Below are 18,911 nucleotides of genomic sequence, written 5' to 3'. Positions count from 1 at the left end.
TCCGTGGCGCGGGAGCCATCCCCTGCACGCCGAGGTGGACGGGTTCGAGGCGGTCTCGCGCGCCTCGACTCCCCGAACAGGGAAGCGTGCCCCCTCTGGGAAACCCCGGTTCCCCACCTCCCGCCGCGGTTCCACAGGGCACAGGCCTGCGCCGGGCAGGACACGCCGGCTCGCGGAACCCGTCGGCGTCCACGCCCCGGCCGCACGGCAGAGGAGCGCGGCCCCGGATCCCCTCCGAGGCCGCGCTCCTGACGCCTAACGGCTGTCGAACTGGGAGAGGCCGCTGATCCGGTCACCGGCCCCGGCGGTACCGGTGACCGTCACCGTGGCCGCGACGGCCAGCAGCACTCCCGCGATGGTCCTGCGCATGTCCTTCCCCCGTTCTGTCGTCCGGCCCCAAGAGCCACCTTCAGGATCTCGCCTCCCTGCCTCTGGTACATCCCTCCTGAGCTGGAGAAACGCCTGGCACTTTCGATGGAGGCGAGACCGGGGACGGCCGTGGCGGGGTCCCTCACCCCTCGACGGTGATCCCCATGGCCGACGCCAGTGCGTGCAGTAACGCCGGCGCGCTCGTGTCGTCCACGACGACGCCCTTGAGGCTCACGGCGCCGGAGAGCCCCCATAGGTCACAACGGGAGAAGCGGGTTCCGGCCGCCTCGACCGCGTCGAAGCGGGCGCCCTTCAGGTCGCAGTCCTCGAAGCGGACACGGGAGAGGCGGGCCCCCTGGAAATCCACCTCGCGGAGATCGCAGTCACGGAACAGCACGCCGGTGAGGCGGGCGAACCGGAACGAGGCCAGGTCACCCCGGCACCCGTCGAACACCACCTCGCGGAACCCGCCTCCCGCCCACGACGCGCCGGTCAGACGACAGTTGCGGACCGCGGCACGGGTGAGCGCGCCGTCGTGCAGATCCGTCCCCGCCAGGTCGACGCCGCGCATCTCGACGTCGACCAACCGCGCGCCGCGCAGAACACTTCCGGACAGATCGGTCCTGTCGAAGCGGCACGCCTCGAACTCGGCCGCCCACGCCTGTCGTCCCGAGAGGTCCACCGGTCCGTACTCCAAGGACGACGCGCTGCTCTCGTTTCCCAGGCCGTCACGGGGAAGGAGGGCCTGGGCGAGCCGAGAGGGGATCCTGGGGCGCGCGGGGTGGCGGAGCGGTGCGGAACTCCGCGTCGATGGGGCCTGCATGGCGTCACCCTAACGGCGCGTCCCACCGGGAACCGGCAGGGCGCAGAAAACGGCCCCGGTGGGGGGCCTAGTCCAACCCGCCGTTGCTCTTCAGAAGCTGGCCGTTGACCCACGCTCCCTCGGGGGAACAGAGGAAGTCCACGAGGTGGGCGGTGTCCTCCGGCGTGCCCAGGCGGCCCAGCGGCGTTCCCGCGAGACAGGCGGCACGCACCTCCTCCGTCATCCACCCGGTGTCGACGGGGCCCGGGTTGACGACGTTGGCGGTGACACCGAGGTGGGCGAGCTCGTGGGCGGCGGCCAGGGTGATGCGGTCCAGGGCCGCCTTGCTCGCCCCGTAGGGGAGGTTGCCCACCGTGTGGTCGCTGGTCAAGGCGACGATCCGGCCGCTGCCGAAGGGACCGCGGAAGCGCCGTCCATACTCGCGTACCAGCAGCCAGGTGGCGCGCGCGTTGACGGCGAAGTGACGGTCGAAGCTCTCGACGGTGGTGTCGAGCAGGCCGGAGTCGACCGACTCGCAGTGGCACATCACCAGGGCGCTGACCGTGCCCAGGCGCTGCTCGGCCTCGTCGAAGATCCGTTCGGGGGTGTCCGGGTCGGACAGGTCGCCTTCGATCGCGGAGAAGGCCGCGCCGTGCGCGGCGAGCCCCGCCCCGATCGCCTCGGTCGCGCCGGCCTCGGCGCCCCAGGCCATGCGCGCGTCGTAGGGCGCCCAGTGGCTGAAGGCGATGTTCCAGCCCGAGGCGGCGAGGCGGCGGGCGATGGCCGCCCCGATGCCGACGGTGCGTCCCACGCCGGTGACCAACGCGAGAGGACGGGCGGTGGTGGACGGTGCGGCCACCGTCGATTCGTGATCAGCGGTCATGCCCGTGATCGTGCAGCGCCCGGTTGCGCGAGGCAACCGATTTTGCCGGCGCGGGGCGGGACTCCCCGCCGTGTTCCCAGAGCCGCCGCGCCGTCACCGATCCCACGGCCGTGACGGCGATCTGTCCAGGCCGATGAGACCTCGGTGGTCAAGGAGCCTTCGGCGGGATCGTTCCCGCGCGGGCGTCGACCGCCTGCGCACGGCCTGTCGGAGGGCGTGGCGAACGGCCATCGTTCCCGCGCGGGCGTCGACCGCCTCGCGGCCGGTTCCACCTGGTGAGTCCGCCGTCCCCGGACGCCGGCGAAGCGGACTCGTCGCGGCCCTAGACGCCTCCGGGCTCCTTTCCCCTTCGACGACAGGCGTCTCGCGCCGACACACCCCACCCGCTGTACGGACGGGCCGCCCGGAGGGCAGGAACGCGGCGGGGCCGGTCAAGGGCACCGCGCTGTTCGCGTCCCGCGCCGTGCTCGTCCTTATTCCCCCTGGCGCCGACGACGCCGGACCTGTTCATCGGCGGGACATTCCTTCTCCGCAACGGCAATGCTCCCAAGGCCGGTTCGGCTCTGTATTCCTGGGGGCCGGACGGCTTGGATGGTACTGCTGTGGCCCACTACGTGACCCCGGAACGGCGACGGCGATGGGAACCACAGACCAGCGAGGACGAGACGATGCCGAACAGTCCGATGCCCATGCCCGCCCCACCTCAGCTCTCCCTGCCCGAGGAGTTCCTCCTTCTCTCCCATCACCGCCACGGGGACGTCCACGACCCCCACCAGACCGCGATCGGCTGCGCGGCCGCCGAACTCGGCGAACTCGCGTTGCGCCGCAGACTGCGGGTGGCTCCCCAGAGGAAGGGCCGGCTGTTCGGCTTCGAGGTCTACTTCACGACCGGCAGGACGTTAGGCCGGATCCATCTGCTGGACCTCGCCCCCACCGGCCTTGCCTGGGCCGATGGCCTCCTGGCCGAACTGGAGCGCCTTGCGGCCTCCTCCCGGAACGGGCCGATACGCCTGCGCACATGGCTTCGGCAGCGCGGCGGCGAAGCGCTCCGCCTGCATCGGAGGGTGCTGGTCGAACGCAACCTGCTGTTCCACCATCCCGGCTTCGTCCCCGGGGAAGACGGACACCACTATCCGGACGTCGCCGTGCGCGCCATGTTGGTCAGCCGGCTCAGGGCCGCCACCGGCGAACGGATCCCCTTGGACGAGCGCACGCTGCTCCTGTTGGACCTCGTGGACGAGGCCGAGCTGAACGAGGACCTGGGCTTGTCCCTGAGCACGCGCCAACGACTCGACCGCGCCCGGGGGGTCGGGGCGGTGACGGCCCTGCCGGAGGATGTGAGGGACACCAGCACCGTGCTCTCCATGAGCATCCCCTCCAGGAAGCGGAGTGGTGCCGGTGGCGGGGACGGCGGCGATGGCGGCGGCGGTGAGTAGCCCCGGCCCGCGCGTCGCGCGGCCGGCTCCGCGCCCGCGCCGCCCGCCACGTGGGGGTCCAGGTGCTCCAGCACCCCACGGTAGGTGCCGACCAGCCGCTCGGAGACCTCGCGCCGGCGGACGCGGATGTCCTCCGGCTCGGCCTTGGCGCGCTTGAGGTTGGCCGCGACCCGCTTGCACATCTCGGCGAGGTCGTCGCGGGCGCGCATCCGCGCGGTGTGCAGCAGGCACGCCACCAGCGCCAGCCGCTTGGCATCGCCGTAGCGCGAGAGCGTGTCGACGTCCTGGGCGGCGGCCTCCCCGGCCCTGCGCTGGGACGCGCGGCTGGTCCGGGGCGACCTGCTGGGCGAGGTCGCCCGGCTCAAGGCCGAGCCGGGGGGCGACATGGACCTCGGCGGGCCGAGGCTGGCGGCGTCGTTCCTCCGGCTCGGCCTGGTCGGCGAGTTCCGGCTGTTCGTGCACCCCGTGGTGCTGGGCGGCGGCACCCCGCTCTTCCCGCCGCTGGAGCGCGGGTACGGGCTGGACCTCCGGGAGACCCGGGTGTTCGGGTCCGGTGTGGTGTACCTGGCCTACCGGCGCGCCGCCGGCTGACCGGCCGCCGCCCCGCGGGCGCTGTGCCGCGGGCCGTAGGTGAGGCGGCGCAGCGCCGACTCCGCGGGACCGCGGATCCCGGCCCGGCGCAGCACGTCGGCGAGGACGACCGTCGCCGCCCAGACGCCGACGCCCATCGCGACCGCCGCCGTCCCGTTGACGCGCACCGCGAGGTCGAGCATGTAGGGGGCGAAGAGCACGATCCAGGCGACCGACTGGAGCAGGTAGGAGGTCATCGACCGCTCCCCGCACGCGGCGAGCGCGGTCGCCACCGGGCCGCGCCGCGCGCCCATCCGGGCCGCGACGAGGGCGATGAGGGCGGCGTAGCCGAACCCGCCCGCGTAGCCGGTGAGCATGAACACCCACCCGGTGGCCGTCGCCGTCCCGGGTCCGGCGGCCCACACACCGGCCGAGACGAGCGCGTAGGGCAGGCCGCCGACGACGCCGACGGGGATGCCGACGGCGGCCGTCCGCGCGAGCAGCGCGCGGTTCCGTTCCGGCGCGGTGAGGACGTCACGGCGTGCCGCCCAGACGCCCACGAGGAACGGGAACACCGACGTGATGAGCAGCAGCGGGGCCATGGCCGGCCAGGTCATCGCCCGGGTGGCGATGTCGGTCAGGGGGTGCGCCAGGACCTGGGTGGCGCCCTCGACGTCGGCCACCAGCAGGTTGTTGACCAGCGCGTAGACGCCCGTTCCGGCGACCGCCCATACGGCGCCCCAGACGAGGAGGCGGCGGTCGCTGCGGACCAGCATCCCGGCGAACAACAGCGCGATGAGGCCGTAGACGGCGAGGATGTCGCCGAAGAACAGCAGCAGGGTGTGCAGGATGCCGAACACGAAGAGCCAGCGCCCGCGGCGGCGGATCAGCGAGCGGGTGGCCGGCCAGGTGTCGCCCCGGGCCGTCCGGCGCGCGTACACGCTGGCGAGTCCGTAGCCGAAGAGGGCGGCGAACATCGGGTAGCCGCGGCCCTCGCCGAACGCGAGGACGACGACGGTGGTCACGGTGTCGGCCACGCCCGACGGGGCGGCGCCGCCGTGGGCGAGGGTGTGCAGGATGTGGGCGTGGACGACTGCGATGACCAACAGCATGACGCCGCGGGCGAGGTCGGGGGCGAGGGATCGCTCGGCGGCGGTCACGGCGCCGGGCGGGGCCGCGACGGATGTGGGAGGCATGCGGGGGTACCTTTCCGGGGTCCGCGGGACGGCGGACGGGAATAAGAAACGCTTGCGTAGCTAAGATAGCACCATAAGAAACGGGCGCGTATCTCAAGATGGCATCATAAGAAACGGAAACGTATCCTAAGGGTGGCGGACGAGTGAGTGACGACGGCAGGGAACGGCGGCCCGGTGCGACGCGGCGGCGCGGCGAGGAGCTGGTGCGCGCCATCCACGAGGCGGCGATCGAGGAGCTGCTGGCGGTCGGCGTCGACCGGATGACGATGGAGGGCATCGCCCGCCGGGCGGCCACGGCCAAGACCTCCCTCTACCGGCGCTGGTCCTCGACGGAGGAGATCCTCATCGACGCCTTCCTCCGGGTGTTCCCGCAGGAGGAGCCCTCGCCGTCGTCCGACGACCTGCGTGGCGACTTGGTGCGGGCGCTGCGGATGATGCGCGACTGGATGACCACCGTCGGGGCGCGCGCGGTCGCCGAGGTCGTCACCGCGCGCGACCGCAACCCCGGACTCGTCGAGGCCGTGTACGCCCGGGTCTTCGGCAAGCGCGGCGGCGGGTTCACCCAGACCGTCCTGCGCCACTACGTGGCGCACGGGGCCATCGCCCCCGCGCGGCTCACCCCGGTCGTCCTCGACATCGGGGAAGCGCTGGTCGTCAAGTACCGCATGGACCACTCCGAGCTGCCCGACGACGCCTACATCGACGCCGTCGTGGACCATGCGATCCTGCCCGCGCTGGGCCCGCCGCCCGGGGGCGACTGACCCGCCGCGCCGGGCGCGCCGGCGGCAGGCCGCGCAGCAGTAGCGGCGCACCCGGCCGGGCTCGGGCGGGGGGCAGCGGGGCACCACAACCGGGGGGCTGGCAGCGCGGCGGCTCCGGCTCGGCCCCGGCGTCGTGGTCGGGGGTGGTGATGGCGTCGGCCGGGGGCCGCAGGTGGCGGGCGCGCGCAGCGCCTCGGCGATGTGCTGGAGGGTCTGAGGGGCGGACGGCAACCGTTCGGCCACGCGGTGGCGGGCGGCCTCGGTGTGGGCGTCGGTCCACACCTGCTGTTCTCCAGGTGCGCGGCCAGGTCGGGCAGGCGCGCCACGAGCTGGTCGAGGTGGGCGCGCTGCCGACCACCCGTGGCCACACCGGGACGTCCCGCGTGGGCGGGTTCACCGAGGTACTCGCACGCGGTGCTCGCCGGCCGGGCGGCGCGTTCGCGGAGGGTCAGGGTGGGGCCGGCCTCCAGGGCCGCCACCAGGCGGGCGTTCTCCGCCTTGCGCACCTGGCTGACCAGGCGGGAGAGCACGGTCAGGCCGGACAGCAGGATTCGGTGTTCGAGCAGGTAGAGCACGGCCCGGCCGAACAGGGCCCGGGGGCCTTCCTCGCCGGCCCAGACCCGGGCCGCGAGGTAGGCGCACAGGTCCTCCTCCCCGGCGGAGAACTCGCGGTAGCCGAAGGTGTCGCGGATCTGCCAGGCGTGCTCGTAGGCGGTCTGGACCCGGGTGCGGTACTCCTCCAGGCGGCCCGGGTCGACGTCGAGCTGGTCGACGACGAAGGCCACGGCGCGTTCGGGCACGCGGGTGGGATGGTCGGCCTGGAAGGCGCCGAGCATGCGCACGGTGCCCCCGCTGCACGGCCCACCCCAGCCGGGTGGCGGGGGGTGGGCTTGCGGGAGGCCAGGGCCAGCGCATCGAGGTCAGGCGGAAGCACTGTTCCAGGTCGGCCGCCGACAGCTCGTCGGGGAAGCGGCCGTAGCGGGCGATCTGGTCTTCGGAGAGGTGTTCATGCGGCATGGCCACGAACGTAGGGGCCGCGAACAGGACAAACCGGCCTCGTCACCGAACCGTCGCCCAGGTCACGGCTCTACCGCTAAATCCTGTGGCAATCCTCCTCGACCCCCATCGCGGGGGCGCGGGCCGGTCGATGGAGGCCAGGGCGGAACGGGGCCGCAGACCGCTGTGCCGGCAGACGACCGCTGCCCCTGACGCCCGCTCCGGCCGTAAGCTCACTCCCGGTCCTCCAGCAGTCCCGCGTCGTGGACCAGCAGCGCGATCTGGACGCGGTTGTTGAGCCCCAGCCTGGTCAGGACGGCGGAGACGTGCGTCTTGACCGTGGAGACGCTGAAGTGCAGTTCCGCCGCGATCTCGGCGTTGGAGCGCCCCCGGCCCACCTCGACCGCGACCGCCCGTTCACGCTCCCCGAGCAGGGACAGGCGGTCCAGGGCGCGGGAGCGGCGCCGGTCCGTGTCCGATTCGGCGACGCGGGCGATGAGGCGACGGGTCACGGCCGGGGACAGCACGGGGTTGTTGCGGGCCACTTGGCGCACGGCGGCCACGATCTCGGCCGGAGGGGTGTCCTTGAGCAGGAACCCGGCCGCGCCGGCCCGCAGCGCGCGCAGGACGTGGGCGTCGGCGTCGAAGGTGGTCAACACGATGACCTCGGGAGCGTGGGGACGGCCGCGCAGCGCCTCGGTCGCGGCCAGCCCGTCCATCCGGGGCATGCGGATGTCCATCAGCACGACAGCGGGGGAGTGCCGGTCGACCAGCGGTACCACGTCGGTGCCGTCGCCGGCCTCGGCGACGACGCGGATGTCGGGCGCGCCGCCCAGCATCATGGTCAGTCCCGCGCGCACCAGCGGGTCGTCGTCGACGATGAGCACGTCGATGGGCGTCGGAGGCGGTTCGCCGGTCATGACGGCCAGGGTAGCCGGGCGGTGATCTTCCATCCCCCCTGCGCGGTGGGGCCGTGGGACAGGTCGCCTCCGGCCAGGCGGACCCGTTCGGCCAGTCCGATCAGCCCTTGTCCCCGCCCGTCGCCGGGGTCCGGGACGGTGGCGGGCGCGGTGTTGACCACCTCGACGGTGAGACCGGTCCGCGGCGTGCCCGCCACGCCCACCTCCACCCGGCTCCCGGGGGCGTGCTTGCGGGCGTTGGTCAGCGCCTCCTGCACGATCCGGTAGGCGGTGCGGCCCAGCCGTTCGGGGACCTCCCTCGGCGGTCGCCCGCGCAGCCCGACCTCCATGCCGGCGCGCCGTGACTCCTCCACCAGCTCCTCGATGCCCTCGGCGGTGGGTTGGGGCAGGCCCCCGACCGGCGCGCGTAGCACCCCGATCACCTCGCGCAGGTCCTGCAACGCCTGGTGGGCGTTCTCCCGGATGACCCCGGCGGCGCGGGAGATGTCCTCGGCCGGGGCGTCGGGCCGGTATTCCAGGGCTCCGGCGTGCACGCTGAGCAGGGACAGGCGGTGGCCGAGCACGTCGTGGATCTCGCGGGCGATCTCGTCGCGGGCCCGGCGCTGGGCGCGTTCCGCGCGCAGCCACGCCTCGGCCTCGGCGCGTTCGGCGCGTTCGCGCAGTGACAGCACCAGCCGGCGTCGATGGTGGACGGCCAGCCCCCAGGCGAAGGCCGCGCCCTGCAGCGCGGCTCCGAAGCACAGCAGGAGGAACGGGGGTTGGCCGGGTTCGGGGCGCACCACGACGTAGACGACCGCGGCCAGCAGGCTCAACCCGAAGACGAGAAGGCTGGTGCGCGGCGGACGGTGGACGGCCACGGCGAACAGGCCGACCAGCATCACGCCGGCCACCGTCTCGGAGTAGGACGACAGCACCACCAGGATCACGGGGACCCCGACCGGGTGGCGACGTCGCAGCCACACCAGCGCGCAGCCCACCACCCCGGTGAGCTGGTCGAGGTTGAACAGCCACCCCGGCACGACCGTGGGCACGTCCTCCTGGTCCAGCCGTATCGCGGACATGACCAGCCCCCACAGCAGGGCGAAGAGGAACAGGCAGGTGTCCACCCACCACTCTCGCGGGCCGCGGCGCCTCAGCGCGGCCCCAGGCGCGGAACCGTCCATGTCCCGAAGCTATCCGCGTCCCCCGCCGGTGGAGGGCCGATGGGCGCGGGTCCGGTACCGAAGTCGGCGCGCCCGGTACTTCCGTCACGATGCGGGCGGCGGGACGGACACCATCCTCCTGTCGGGGGAGCCTGACGACCGATCCGTTCCCCCGAGGGCGTCGCCTACCGTCGCAGCATGCGCAAAGTCATCGAGGCCGCGGGGTTCGTCCTTGTTCTCATGGGGATCAGCGGGACGATCGACCACCTCGCCGTCCAGCCGTTCCTCGGCTTCCTCAACGTGTTCAACCGTCTCGTCGTCCCTCGCGTGGAGGTGCTCGCCGACCACGCGCTCTACGCCAACCTGGGCCTGGCCCTGCTGGGGGCGGTGGTGATGGTGCTGGGCGGACGGGCGGGGCGTTGAGGGGTCGGCCACCGGACACGGGCGCGCCTGTCGGCTCCCGCGGAACCGCCGGCGGTCGGCCCTTTCCAGGGACGGGTGGGACGCGGGAGGCGCCGTCCGGCGCCGGGCCCCGTGTCGGCGAGCCCGCGCGCCCCGGCCGCCGGCCACGGCCGGAATCCGGCTGTTCAGCCCGCGCGGCGTGGGCGCCGTCCGGCCAGGGCCACCACCGCGATTCCGCACACGCCGGCCACGGCGACCACCATGTGCGAGGGCAGCAGTTCCGCCAGGGCGCCCGCCGCCGCGTAGCCCAGTCCCTGGGCCACCATGGTGGTGGCCGAGAACAGGGTCAGCACGGCGCCCCGCGCCTCATCGGGGGTGGCGTCCAGGACGAGCCGGTCCAGACCGAGGGTGTAGGCGAAGCCCAGCCCGCACGGTAGAAGCAGCAGCACCGTGGCCGTGGTGCCCGGCGCGAACAGGAAGAGCGGCATCGTCGCGAACACGCCGAAGGCCATCGGCACGGCAAGACGCGCCCGGGTCCGGGCCGACAGCAGGGAGCCCGCCGTGAGCTCGCCGACGATCATCCCCACCGGTAGGGCCGCCAGCAGCATCCCCGCCTGGGCCGGACCGCCGCCGGAGGCGTCGGTGAGGGGCACCGCCAAGGCCTCCGGTGTGACCGCCAGGGCGGGCGGCAGGCATGACAGCGCGAGCAGGCGGCGCAACTCGGGGGAGCGCAGCACCCGGGCGCCGCCCGCCAGCGATTCGCGTGTGAGCGAGCGTCCCGCTCCGCTCCCGCGGGCGGGCCGGTGCCGGACGCCGGTCCACATCAGCAGCGCCGACACCGCGAGCGCCCCGCCCCCGATGAGCAGGGCCGTGGCCGGGCCGACGAGGGCCAGGAGGGCGCCCCCGAAGGCGAAGCCCGCGATCTGGGCGGTCTGGCCGGCCATGCGCAACAGGGAGCGGCCCAGGGGATAACCGTCACCGGGCAGCACGTCGGGCAGCATCGCGGCGCGGGTTCCCTGGTACAGGGGCGCGATGGTCCCGCTGAGCAGCAGCAACAGCAGCAAGATCGGGATGGGCAGACCGGGGATCGCCATGGCCGCCAACGTGGCCGATTGGACCAGCGCGGTGACGGCGAGGAGGGGGCGGGCCGGAAGGCGGTCGGTGATCGATGAGAACAGCGCCGCGCCGAACAGGTGGGGCAGGAACCCCAGGGCGAAGACGAGCGCGGACAGCAGGGGCGAGCCGGTCCGCCCGTAGACCAGCACCGACAGGGTGAGCTGCGCGGCGACCTGGCCGAGCACGGCGAGGATCTCGGCGGCGAAGACGGCCCGGAACTCGCCGACGGCGAGCACGCTCCGGTAGGAGGCGGATGGCGGGGCGGGGGTGGACGGGGGAGCGTTCATGCCGCCGAGCGTGACTGGAACGTCCCGAGTCCCACCATTGATTCACTTATGCTCGAATCGTCCGGCGCACCGGACCGTCCAGAGATGGGAGAGCAGTGGCCGGCCGCTTCCTTCCCGGCACCGAGGACCTGATGCGGATCCGTTTCGCGGTCTCCCCGTTGTGGGAGACGCTGGCCGCCGTCCACACGCTCGGCACGCCACAGCGGCGCTCCTACCATCTTCCCTGGGCCCGGGCCGTCGAGGCCCACGCCGGATCCGACCTCGCCCCGTTGCGACTGCTGCTACCCCGGCCCGGTTTCGTCCCCGACTTCCTGACCCCCGTGCCCGAAGGGCCCGTCGCCGACATCGCCGACGAGATCGCCCGGGTGCGCGCCACCCCGCCGGAGCAGGTCGACAAGGAGCTGCGCGCCTGCCTGCTGGATCCGCGGCGCGGACTGGCCGCGCGGGTCAGCGGTCCACTGCTGGCCGATCCCGCGGCGACCCGCGACCGGCTCGCCGACCTGCTGGCCGCCTGCTGGCAGCGGCTGGTCCGGCCCTGGTGGGGGCGGGTCCGGTCGCTGCTGGAAGACGACATCGTGGTGCGATCCCGGGCGCTGGCCGAAGGGGGGCTGGACCGGCTCTTCGCCGACCTGCATCCAGACGTCCGGCGCGAGGGGGAGGCGCTGCTGGTGGAGGGGCCCGAGCACACCGAGCGGATCCTCGCCGGAGAGGGGCTGGTGCTGATGCCCAGCGCCTTCCTATGGCCCGAGCTCACCCCCATCATGGCGCCGCCCTGGCAGCCGGCATTGGCCTATCCCGCGCGCGGGGTGGGACGGCTGTGGAGGGAGGAGGCCGACCCGCCGCCGGGGACGTTGGCCCGGCTCATCGGCCGCTCCCGGGCCCGGCTGCTGACGGCGCTGGATGAGCCCGCCACGACGACGGCGCTGGCCCACGCCCACGGGCTCAGCCCCGCGGCGGTGTCGGGACATCTGACCGCGTTGCGCGACGCCGGACTGCTGGAGACCCGGCGCGTGGGGCGCCGCGTGTTCTACGCGCGCACCCCCTTGGGCCAGGCCCTGCTGAACGGCGGCTCCGCCGGTGGCGATACCGGCGTTCGCCCCTGAAGGCGCCTGTCGCGGCGCCGAGGCCCCCTGGCGGCCGGGTCGGACCGCGCTCCTTGACCTCGACCTAAGTTGAGGTCTTATCGTCCTCGCGTACCGCCGGCCACCGGGGCCGGCGGTGGCGCCGCCACGGCGCCGCCGACACGGGGAAGTCCGGTGAGACCGATGAGCATGGAAGTGACCGCCTGGAACGCCATGTACGGCGCGATGCACGCCCAACAGGACCGGCGCCCCTTCTCGCGGGCCACCCTGCGGCGCATCGCCGGGTTCGCCCGGCCGCACCGCCGACTGCTGTCCTGGTTCCTCCTGCTCAGCGTCGTGACCGCGGTGCTGGCCGTCGCGACCCCGTTGCTCGCGGGGCGGGTGGTCGACGTGATCGTCAGCGGCGGGCCGGCACGCCTGGTCCTGGCCCTGGCGGCCCTCATCGCGCTGATCGCGCTCGCCGAGGCCGGCCTCACGCTGCTCACCCGCCGCCTGTCGGCCGGTCTGGGCGAAGGGCTCATCCTGGACCTGCGCATCGCGGTCTTCGACCATGTGCAGCGCATGCCCGTCGCCTTCTTCACCCGGACCCGCACCGGCGCGCTGGTCAGCCGGTTGAACAACGACGTCATCGGCGCGCAACGGGCGTTCAGCGACCTGCTGTCCGGCGTGGTCGCCAACATCGTCACCCTGGCCCTCACCCTGGTCGTCATGCTCGGGCTGTCCTGGCGGATCACCCTGCTCGCGCTGTTGCTGCTCCCCCTGTTCGTCCTGCCCGCGCGGCGGATGGGCAGGCGGCTGGCCGCCCTGGAACGCGAGGCCGCCGAGCACAACGCGCGGATGGGCACGCGGATGACCGAGCGCTTCTCGGCCCCCGGAGCCACCCTGGTCAAGCTGTTCGGCCGTCCCGAGGAGGAGTCCGCCGCCTTCGCGGAGCGCGCCCGACGGGTCCGCGACATCGGGGTGCGCACGGCGATGGCGCAGACGAAGTTCGTCACCGCGTTGACGCTGGTGTCGTCGTTGGCCCTGGCCTGCGTCTATGGGCTGGGCGGCTTCTACGCCCTGGGCGGGGGCCTGGACGCCGGGGCGGTGGTCTCCCTGGCCCTGCTGCTCACCCGGTTGTACGCGCCGCTGACCGAGCTGGCCGGGGCCCGGATGGAGGTGATGAGCGCGGTGGTGAGCTTCGAGCGGGTCTTCGAGGTCCTCGACCTCGAACCACTGGTCCGGGAGCGGCCCGACGCGCGCCCGGTCCCCGACGGTGCGGTGTCGGTGGAGTTCGACGCGGTCCGGTTCGGCTACCCCTCGGCCGACAAGGTCTCCCTCGCCTCGCTCGAGGAGGTCGCCACACTGGACGCGCGCGGCGGTGAGGAAATCCTGCACGACGTGTCGTTCCGCGTCGAACCGGGCCGGATGGTGGCGCTGGTGGGCTCCTCGGGGGCGGGGAAGTCGACGATCGCGCAACTACTGGCCCGGCTGTACGACGTCGACGCCGGCGCCGTGCGCCTCGGCGGTGTGGACGTGCGCGACGTGACGGCCGAGTCCATGCGCGCCACCGTCGGGATGGTCACCCAGGACGGCCACCTCTTCCACGACACGATCCGGGAGAACCTGCTGCTGGCCCGCCCCGGGGCGCGGGAGGAGGAGGTGTGGGAGGTGCTGCGCCGCGCCCGCCTCGACGACCTCGTCGCCTCGCTGCCCGACGGGCTGGACACCGTCGTGGGCGAACGCGGCTACCGGCTGTCCGGAGGGGAGCGCCAGCGCCTGACGATCGCCCGGCTGCTGCTGGCCCGGCCGCGCGTGGTCGTCCTCGACGAGGCCACCGCGCACCTGGACTCCACGTCGGAGGCGGCCGTCCAGGAGGCGCTGGGGGAGGCGCTGGCGGGGCGTACCGCGCTGGTGATCGCCCACCGGCTCTCGACCGTCCGATCCGCCGACCTGATCCTCGTGGTCGAGGGGGGCCGGATCGTGGAGCGCGGCACCCACGAGACCCTGCTCGCCGCGGACGGCAGGTACGCCCAGCTGCACCGGACCCAGTTCGCCCAGGAGGGGAGGGCCTCCGGTGAGGCGTCCGGCCCCGCGATTCTGCCGACAGCAGGAAACCCTTCTGCTGACGGAAGGGCCCGGGCACAATCGCCGGCATGAGAGTTCTGATCCTGGGCGGAACGGATTTCCTCGGCCCGGCCGTCGTGGAGGAGGCGCTGGCCCGCGGACACGAGGTGACGGTGTTCCACCGCGGACGCCAGGCCCCGCCGCCGGGTGTCGAGGTGCTGCGCGGCGACCGGACCGTCGAGGGCGGTCTCACCGCCCTGTCGACCGGTGGCTGGGACGTGGCCGTGGACACCTGGTCGGGGGCGCCGTCGGCGGTGCGTGACACGGCCCGCCTGCTGAGCGACCGGGTGGGGCATTACGTCTACGTCTCCAGCCGCTCGGTGCACCCCTTCCCGCCTCCGGCCGGCGCCGCCGAGGACGCCCCGGTCGTGGACTCCTCCCCCGACGCCGGCGAGGTGGACTACGCGCACGCCAAGCGGGGCGGGGAACTGGCCGTCGAGCGCTTCTTCGGGGAGCGGGCGCTATCGGCGCGCGCGGGGCTGATCCTCGGCCCACGCGAGAACGTGGGCCGGCTTCCGTGGTGGTTGTCGCGGATCGCGCGGGGCGGCCGGGTGCCCACCCCCGGCCCGCGCGACCTGGGGGTGCAGTACGTCGACGTCCGCGACCTGGCCGCCTGGCTGCTGGAGGCGGCCGGGCGCGGGCTGGGCGGCGCCTACAACCTGGTGGGACCACCCGACCACACGACGATCGGGGAACTCCTGGAGACGTGCGTCCAGGTCACCGGGGCACAGGCGCGGCTGTGCTGGCTGGAACCGCAGGACGTCCTCGACTCCGGCGTCGAGCCGTGGACCCAGCTGCCCATCTGGATGCCGCCGGGGAAGTTCCACGACGGGATGCACCGCGGCGACGTGTCCCGGGCGCTGGCCGAAGGGCTGCGCTGTCGTCCCGTCGCCGAGACCGTGGCCGACACCTGGGCGTGGCTGCGCGACCTTGACGGCCCCGTTCCGCAGCGGTCCGACCGGCCGCGGGTCGGATTGGACGCGCGGGCCGAGGAGCGGCTGCTCCGTCGCTGGGAGGAGCGCCAGAGCAGCTGAGGGACGGTGCCCGGTCGCGGGTGGGAGGCGGGGAGGGGCCGGACGCGGGTCCGGCCCCCACGCGCGGTCGACAGCGAAGCCCACCGGCCGGAAGACAGCGGGCCGAGGGCCACCACGGGACGGGGACGGTCGCCCGCACCGTTGGGGAGGCCGGATCGTTCGGCGGTGGCGGGAGAGCCCGGGGAGATCGCCCCGCTCAGCCCGACGGGGAGCGGCCACGCCGCCCGCGCGGGCCCGCTGGGACCGCCGGGTGAGCACAGGGCGCGGCGCAGGGCCGTCGTGAAACGGTCCACCGCGCCACCGGCGTGCCCGAGCGGCACCGCCTCACCGTCCGCGCCCACCGCGGCCGGTTCAAGGGCCGGCGCCCGTTTCACGTGCCGTTCTGGGGGCAACCGTGTCATGGTCCGCTCGCGTCCATCCCGGTCCCAGGCGCGTCGGACGTCACATCGGTCGGGACCGGACCGTTCCGGCAGGAGGACGGAGGATGTCCCAGCGGTTCGGCGGTGGCACGGCCGCCGCCCGGCTACCCGAACTCCGCGACGCGGGACCGGGGCTGGAGGCGGTGCTCGGGTTCTACGACGGTCTCGCCCCGGCGAGGATCGAGGACGTCATCGGGGAATGGCGCGGCGGCGACCTGCCGACGGGACATCCCCTCGACGGGGTGTTGGAGCCGCTCGGCTGGTACGGGAAGATCTTCCGTAGCCCAGACGAGGTCCATCCCCTGGTGTTTCGGGACCGTCGTGGGCGCTTCAGCGTCGACCCGTCGTGCCTTCCGTTGTCGCCGCTGCTCAGGTACGGCGACCTCCTACGGCGCCCGGAGGTGGCCGGCCTGGCGCGTCCGGTGCTGCGGCTGCGCCGGACCTCCCGTCCGCGCGCGCGTCTTCGGATGGTCGAGTACCGTGGCGTGCCCACCGCGACCATGTCCTACGACACGCAGCCGATCAACGACCACTTCCGCCTCGTCGACGAGAACACCCTGATCGGCCTCATGGACGCCCGCGGCTCCTCCGACCACCCCTTCGCGTTCTTCCTTGAGCGCGTCGCCGCCGAAGGCGCGCGCTGACGACCCGGCTTTTCCCGCTTCGTGGGGTGGACGGGACCCCCGAGTGGATAGGGCACTCCCATGACCGATCCGGATGCGTTTCCGTCCTTGGGGGACCCCGGCCTGGCCGGCAGGGTCGTCACCTGCCTGGAGGCCGCGGGCCTGCCCCGTCGGAAGGGGGAGGACCGCGCGGGGTTCTCCGCGGACGCGGCCCCCGACGGGGTCCGGTTGGAGTGGTGGCCGCGCCCCGAGCTGCTGGCGGTGGCCTCCACCGAGGAGCGGCACCGCCTTGAGTCGGAGGCCCCCTCGCCGGGGCGCCGCGTCCGTTCGGTGATGCGCGTCGCGCTCGCCCAGATCCTCTCCGGAGCCGGATTCGTCGTGGTCGAGCTCGACGACGCCGACATCGGGACACTCGGCCACGCGCTGCGTGTCCTGAGTGGTCCCGCCCGAGGGTGGCCGCCGGTGCGCTGAGGGCGGGCTCAGCGGGCGTGCAGGCGCCGGTGCAAGCGGTGGATCTCCTCGGCGAACTCGGCGACCGGTCCCTCCACGGGAATCCCGGGAGCGACCTCGGCGATGGGCAGGGGGCGGACCGGCGGGCCGGAGATCCCCATGTCGGCGAGCCAGGCCGTCAACTGCGCGGAGGAGGTGGCGTAGACGATGCGTCCCAGGCCCACCCAGGCGTGTGCGGCGGCGCACATCGGGCAGTGCTCTCCCGAGGTGTAGACGGTCGCCGCGGCGCGCTCCTCGGGGGTCATGTTCGCGGCGGCCCAGCGCGCCAGCTCGAACTCGGGGTGTCGGGTGCGGTCGCCGAGGGCGACCCGGTTGCGGTCCTCGGCCACGACGGCGCCGTCCGCCCCGACCAGCACGGACCCGAACGGCTCGTCTCCGGCCTCCAGCGCCTCGGTGGCCAGCTCCACGCAGCGGCGCAGGTGCTTCCTGTCGTTCTCGTCGACCATGTGGACCTCCTCGAATGTCCACCGAGGTATACCAGGACGCGCCGGTGACTTCTTGCCGGGTGACCGGTTCAGTTCTCCTGGGCGGGGAATCGGAAGGGAGCGACGGTCGGTCCCGGCCGGCGCTCCGCCCCCTTGGGCGCCGGCCGGGACCCGTCGCGGGTCGGACGGCACCGCCTCCACCAGGGGACATTCTTATGGGAGCGTTCCCAAAAAGTGGCGTGGGCACTACCATGACGGCGTGACATCCGGCTCCTCCAAGGTCCGCTGGGGCATCCTCGGTACCGGCGCGATCGCCGAACGCTTCCTCCATGGATTGCGGGCGGTCCCCGACGCCGAGGCCGTCGCCGTGGGATCCCGCGACCAGTCCACCGCCGACCGTTTCGCCGACCGCTGGGACATCCCCCGCAGACACGGCTCCTACCAGGCCCTGGCCGAGGACGACGACGTCGACGTCGTCTACGTCGCCACCCCGCACTCGGCCCACCACGACGCCACGGTGATGTGCCTGGAGGCGGGGCGCGGCGTACTGTGCGAGAAGCCGCTCGCCCTCGACGCGGCCCAGGCCGGCGCGATGGTCGAGACCGCCCGGCGCAACGGCCGGTTCCTCATGGAGGGGATGTGGACCCGGTTCGCCCCCGCCATGATCGAGGCCGTCCGGCTGGTCGGCTCCGGTGCGATCGGCCGGGTGCGCACCCTCACCGCCGACATCGGCTGGCGGGCCGACTACGATCCCGCCTCGCGCCTGTTCTCGCCGGCCCTGGGCGGCGGCGCGCTACTGGACCTCGGCGTCTATCCGGTCGCCCTCGCCTCCGCGTTCCTGGGGGAGCCGGCCGGGATCGACGCGCGCGCCGAGTTCGCGCCCACCGGCGTGGACTCCCAGGTCGCGATCACCCTGACCGGGAACGGGGGAGAGGTCGCGTTGCTGTTGGCCTCCATCGAGACCGACCTGCCCGCGCGGGCGGTGATCTCCGGCACCGAGGGACGCATCGAGATCGAGGAGTGGTTCAACCCCACCTCCCTCACCCTGGTCCCGCGCGGCGGCGAGCCCCGCGTGCTGTCCTTTCCTCGACGGGCCAACGGGTTCGAGTACGAGGCGGCGGCCGTCACCGAACTGGTGCGTGCCGGGGCCCAGGAGAGCCCGAGGATGCCCTGGGCCGAGAGCCTGCGCGTCGCGGACGTCTTGGACCGGATCCGCTCCCTCACCGGCTGAGCGGGTCGCCGGGCGCGTGAGTGGTCCGCGCGGGAGACGGAACCGGCGACCACGGGTTCCCCGCGCGCGGTCGAGCGCGAGGCCGGGGGCGGCCCGGGCGACGAGCGCGTCCGCCACGGCCCGGCGTCGATGACGTAGGTGAGAGGTGTCGCGGCGACCGCCCGCACCCGGTCGGGAAGCTCGTCGACGGGGGCGGACACGTCGGTGGACTGCACCATGTCCGGGTCTCGCCCGAGGGCCTGGCCCGGTGGCAAGCCGGCGTGACCCGGTGCCCCTACGCGGCGGGAGGGGGCGAGCAGCCATCACGTGATGGCTGGTAGGGACGCCGTGTCCTTGTACGGTCGAGTTCAGGCAGGGGCGACGACCTCCGCCTCGCAGGCGAAGCACATCAGCGTGTGCTCCACCACGTGGCCCTGCTCGAACCGCTGGCCCGACTCGACGGCGCACTCGTCGCACTCAGGGCACGCCCAAGGGCCGGACTCGCCCTGCTTCGCCGAACGGATGATGTGATTCCACTCATCGTCACTCATGCCGGGATCCTACTGTTCTCCGGGGCGCCGGCTGAGGCTGAGAGACCGGTTCCCATGAGCGGCGATCCTCA

General features: G+C 73.6%; 19 protein-coding genes and 1 pseudogene. 10 read left to right on the top strand and 10 right to left on the bottom strand.

From position 1 onward, the window contains the following. Nucleotides 1-511 precede the first annotated feature (511 nt). Nucleotides 512-1,192, bottom strand: a complete 681-nt coding sequence (locus ACYVHU_RS11560; protein ID WP_432940465.1) for a pentapeptide repeat-containing protein — start codon at nucleotides 1,190-1,192, stop codon at nucleotides 512-514. A gap of 67 nt (nucleotides 1,193-1,259) precedes the next feature. After that, the gene (locus ACYVHU_RS11555; protein ID WP_498948344.1) at nucleotides 1,260-2,054 is read right to left on the bottom strand and encodes an SDR family oxidoreductase; all 795 of its coding nucleotides are present in this window, start codon (nucleotides 2,052-2,054) and stop codon (nucleotides 1,260-1,262) included. A gap of 668 nt (nucleotides 2,055-2,722) precedes the next feature. On the opposite strand from ACYVHU_RS11555, the gene ACYVHU_RS11550 reads away from it, so the two are divergent. Continuing rightward, complete coding sequence (locus tag ACYVHU_RS11550) at nucleotides 2,723-3,490, top strand: GOLPH3/VPS74 family protein (RefSeq protein WP_235000881.1); 768 nt, start codon at nucleotides 2,723-2,725, stop codon at nucleotides 3,488-3,490. Between the two features lie 8 nt (nucleotides 3,491-3,498). Here ACYVHU_RS11550 and ACYVHU_RS11545 read toward each other — a convergent pair. Next, a pseudogene (locus ACYVHU_RS11545) lies at nucleotides 3,499-3,795 on the bottom strand (hypothetical protein); the annotation flags it as partial. Between ACYVHU_RS11545 and ACYVHU_RS11540 the strand changes: the two are divergent. Continuing rightward, nucleotides 3,764-4,081, top strand: coding sequence for a dihydrofolate reductase family protein (locus tag ACYVHU_RS11540; protein ID WP_078761226.1), 318 nt, complete (start codon nucleotides 3,764-3,766; stop codon nucleotides 4,079-4,081). The pseudogene ACYVHU_RS11545 and the gene ACYVHU_RS11540 sit on opposite strands and share 32 nt — an antisense overlap. Here the strand turns inward: ACYVHU_RS11540 and ACYVHU_RS11535 are convergent. After that, nucleotides 4,060-5,256, bottom strand: a complete 1,197-nt coding sequence (locus tag ACYVHU_RS11535; protein ID WP_078761227.1) for a DUF418 domain-containing protein — start codon at nucleotides 5,254-5,256, stop codon at nucleotides 4,060-4,062. The genes ACYVHU_RS11540 and ACYVHU_RS11535 overlap by 22 nt on opposite strands. 143 nt (nucleotides 5,257-5,399) lie before the next feature. Between ACYVHU_RS11535 and ACYVHU_RS11530 the strand changes: the two genes are divergently transcribed. Beyond that, complete coding sequence (locus ACYVHU_RS11530) at nucleotides 5,400-6,017, top strand: TetR/AcrR family transcriptional regulator (protein ID WP_078761228.1); 618 nt, start codon at nucleotides 5,400-5,402, stop codon at nucleotides 6,015-6,017. On the opposite strand, the gene ACYVHU_RS11525 is transcribed toward ACYVHU_RS11530, so the two are convergent. The 3 genes from ACYVHU_RS11525 to ACYVHU_RS11515 form a co-directional block, all read right to left on the bottom strand. Beyond that, nucleotides 5,951-6,853, bottom strand: a complete 903-nt coding sequence (locus ACYVHU_RS11525; RefSeq protein WP_498948582.1) for a DUF4158 domain-containing protein — start codon at nucleotides 6,851-6,853, stop codon at nucleotides 5,951-5,953. The two genes, ACYVHU_RS11530 and ACYVHU_RS11525, sit on opposite strands and share 67 nt — an antisense overlap. 393 nt (nucleotides 6,854-7,246) lie before the next feature. Then, on the bottom strand, nucleotides 7,247-7,933 hold the full coding sequence (locus ACYVHU_RS11520) for a response regulator transcription factor (protein ID WP_078761230.1): 687 nt from the start codon (nucleotides 7,931-7,933) through the stop codon (nucleotides 7,247-7,249). Continuing rightward, the gene (locus tag ACYVHU_RS11515) at nucleotides 7,930-9,096 is read right to left on the bottom strand and encodes a sensor histidine kinase (RefSeq protein ID WP_498948342.1); all 1,167 of its coding nucleotides are present in this window, start codon (nucleotides 9,094-9,096) and stop codon (nucleotides 7,930-7,932) included. The genes ACYVHU_RS11520 and ACYVHU_RS11515 overlap by 4 nt, the downstream gene beginning before the upstream one ends. A 177-nt stretch (nucleotides 9,097-9,273) precedes the next feature. On the opposite strand from ACYVHU_RS11515, the gene ACYVHU_RS11510 reads away from it, so the two are divergent. Beyond that, a complete protein-coding gene (locus tag ACYVHU_RS11510) occupies nucleotides 9,274-9,498 on the top strand; it encodes a hypothetical protein (RefSeq protein ID WP_078761232.1) in 225 nt (74 codons plus the stop codon). Nucleotides 9,499-9,662: 164 nt separating this feature from the next. Here ACYVHU_RS11510 and ACYVHU_RS11505 read toward each other — a convergent pair whose 3' ends face one another. Then, a complete protein-coding gene (locus ACYVHU_RS11505) occupies nucleotides 9,663-10,880 on the bottom strand; it encodes an MFS transporter (protein ID WP_432940457.1) in 1,218 nt (405 codons plus the stop codon). Nucleotides 10,881-10,975: 95 nt separating this feature from the next. On the opposite strand from ACYVHU_RS11505, the gene ACYVHU_RS11500 reads away from it, so the two are divergent. The 5 genes from ACYVHU_RS11500 (at nucleotide 10,976) to ACYVHU_RS11480 (ending at nucleotide 16,615) form a co-directional block, all read left to right on the top strand. Continuing rightward, the gene (locus tag ACYVHU_RS11500) at nucleotides 10,976-11,983 is read left to right on the top strand and encodes an ArsR/SmtB family transcription factor (RefSeq protein WP_498948341.1); all 1,008 of its coding nucleotides are present in this window, start codon (nucleotides 10,976-10,978) and stop codon (nucleotides 11,981-11,983) included. A 162-nt stretch (nucleotides 11,984-12,145) separates the two neighbouring features. Beyond that, a complete protein-coding gene (locus ACYVHU_RS11495; RefSeq protein ID WP_498948340.1) occupies nucleotides 12,146-14,101 on the top strand; it encodes an ABC transporter ATP-binding protein in 1,956 nt (651 codons plus the stop codon). Next, nucleotides 14,098-15,102: an NAD-dependent epimerase/dehydratase family protein gene (locus ACYVHU_RS11490; RefSeq protein ID WP_078761235.1), complete on the top strand. Its 1,005-nt coding sequence runs from the start codon at nucleotides 14,098-14,100 to the stop codon at nucleotides 15,100-15,102. The genes ACYVHU_RS11495 and ACYVHU_RS11490 overlap by 4 nt, the downstream gene beginning before the upstream one ends. A gap of 484 nt (nucleotides 15,103-15,586) precedes the next feature. Next, a complete protein-coding gene (locus tag ACYVHU_RS11485) occupies nucleotides 15,587-16,165 on the top strand; it encodes a DUF4334 domain-containing protein (protein ID WP_498948338.1) in 579 nt (192 codons plus the stop codon). Nucleotides 16,166-16,225: 60 nt separating this feature from the next. Beyond that, nucleotides 16,226-16,615 (top strand): hypothetical protein, encoded by a 390-nt coding sequence (locus ACYVHU_RS11480; RefSeq protein WP_078761237.1) that lies wholly within the window; start codon nucleotides 16,226-16,228, stop codon nucleotides 16,613-16,615. 8 nt (nucleotides 16,616-16,623) lie between these two features. On the opposite strand, the gene ACYVHU_RS11475 is transcribed toward ACYVHU_RS11480, so the two are convergent. After that, nucleotides 16,624-17,100, bottom strand: coding sequence for a nucleoside deaminase (locus ACYVHU_RS11475; RefSeq protein ID WP_432940447.1), 477 nt, complete (start codon nucleotides 17,098-17,100; stop codon nucleotides 16,624-16,626). A gap of 238 nt (nucleotides 17,101-17,338) precedes the next feature. Here ACYVHU_RS11475 and ACYVHU_RS11470 point away from each other — a divergent pair, with 238 nt between their 5' ends. Next, on the top strand, nucleotides 17,339-18,310 hold the full coding sequence (locus ACYVHU_RS11470) for a Gfo/Idh/MocA family protein (RefSeq protein WP_235000883.1): 972 nt from the start codon (nucleotides 17,339-17,341) through the stop codon (nucleotides 18,308-18,310). 347 nt (nucleotides 18,311-18,657) lie between these two features. On the opposite strand, the gene ACYVHU_RS11465 is transcribed toward ACYVHU_RS11470, so the two are convergent. Then, nucleotides 18,658-18,840 carry a hypothetical protein gene (locus ACYVHU_RS11465; protein WP_078761239.1) on the bottom strand — a complete coding sequence of 61 codons (183 nt, stop codon included), beginning with the start codon at nucleotides 18,838-18,840 and terminating at the stop codon, nucleotides 18,658-18,660. Between the last annotated feature and the right edge of the window lie 71 nt (nucleotides 18,841-18,911).

The sequence above is a fragment of the Marinactinospora endophytica genome (assembly GCF_054780875.1).
The sequence above is the reverse complement of the archived record's forward strand: the minus strand, read 5'-3'. Positions and strand labels throughout refer to the sequence as shown.

What these genes read in the sequence shown, in the direction of transcription:
- ACYVHU_RS11560 (WP_432940465.1), bottom strand. Translation starts at nt 1,192, where the DNA reads ATGCAGGCCCCATCGACGCGGAGTTCCGCACCGCTCCGCCACCCCGCG.
- ACYVHU_RS11555 (WP_498948344.1), bottom strand. Translation starts at nt 2,054, where the DNA reads ATGACCGCTGATCACGAATCGACGGTGGCCGCACCGTCCACCACCGCC.
- ACYVHU_RS11550 (WP_235000881.1), top strand. Translation starts at nt 2,723, where the DNA reads ATGCCGAACAGTCCGATGCCCATGCCCGCCCCACCTCAGCTCTCCCTG.
- ACYVHU_RS11535 (WP_078761227.1), bottom strand. Translation starts at nt 5,256, where the DNA reads ATGCCTCCCACATCCGTCGCGGCCCCGCCCGGCGCCGTGACCGCCGCC.
- ACYVHU_RS11525 (WP_498948582.1), bottom strand. Translation starts at nt 6,853, where the DNA reads ATGCTCGGCGCCTTCCAGGCCGACCATCCCACCCGCGTGCCCGAACGC.
- ACYVHU_RS11520 (WP_078761230.1), bottom strand. Translation starts at nt 7,933, where the DNA reads ATGACCGGCGAACCGCCTCCGACGCCCATCGACGTGCTCATCGTCGAC.
- ACYVHU_RS11515 (WP_498948342.1), bottom strand. Translation starts at nt 9,096, where the DNA reads ATGGACGGTTCCGCGCCTGGGGCCGCGCTGAGGCGCCGCGGCCCGCGA.
- ACYVHU_RS11510 (WP_078761232.1), top strand. Translation starts at nt 9,274, where the DNA reads ATGCGCAAAGTCATCGAGGCCGCGGGGTTCGTCCTTGTTCTCATGGGG.
- ACYVHU_RS11505 (WP_432940457.1), bottom strand. Translation starts at nt 10,880, where the DNA reads ATGAACGCTCCCCCGTCCACCCCCGCCCCGCCATCCGCCTCCTACCGG.
- ACYVHU_RS11495 (WP_498948340.1), top strand. Translation starts at nt 12,146, where the DNA reads ATGAGCATGGAAGTGACCGCCTGGAACGCCATGTACGGCGCGATGCAC.
- ACYVHU_RS11490 (WP_078761235.1), top strand. Translation starts at nt 14,098, where the DNA reads ATGAGAGTTCTGATCCTGGGCGGAACGGATTTCCTCGGCCCGGCCGTC.
- ACYVHU_RS11485 (WP_498948338.1), top strand. Translation starts at nt 15,587, where the DNA reads ATGTCCCAGCGGTTCGGCGGTGGCACGGCCGCCGCCCGGCTACCCGAA.
- ACYVHU_RS11480 (WP_078761237.1), top strand. Translation starts at nt 16,226, where the DNA reads ATGACCGATCCGGATGCGTTTCCGTCCTTGGGGGACCCCGGCCTGGCC.
- ACYVHU_RS11475 (WP_432940447.1), bottom strand. Translation starts at nt 17,100, where the DNA reads ATGGTCGACGAGAACGACAGGAAGCACCTGCGCCGCTGCGTGGAGCTG.
- ACYVHU_RS11465 (WP_078761239.1), bottom strand. Translation starts at nt 18,840, where the DNA reads ATGAGTGACGATGAGTGGAATCACATCATCCGTTCGGCGAAGCAGGGC.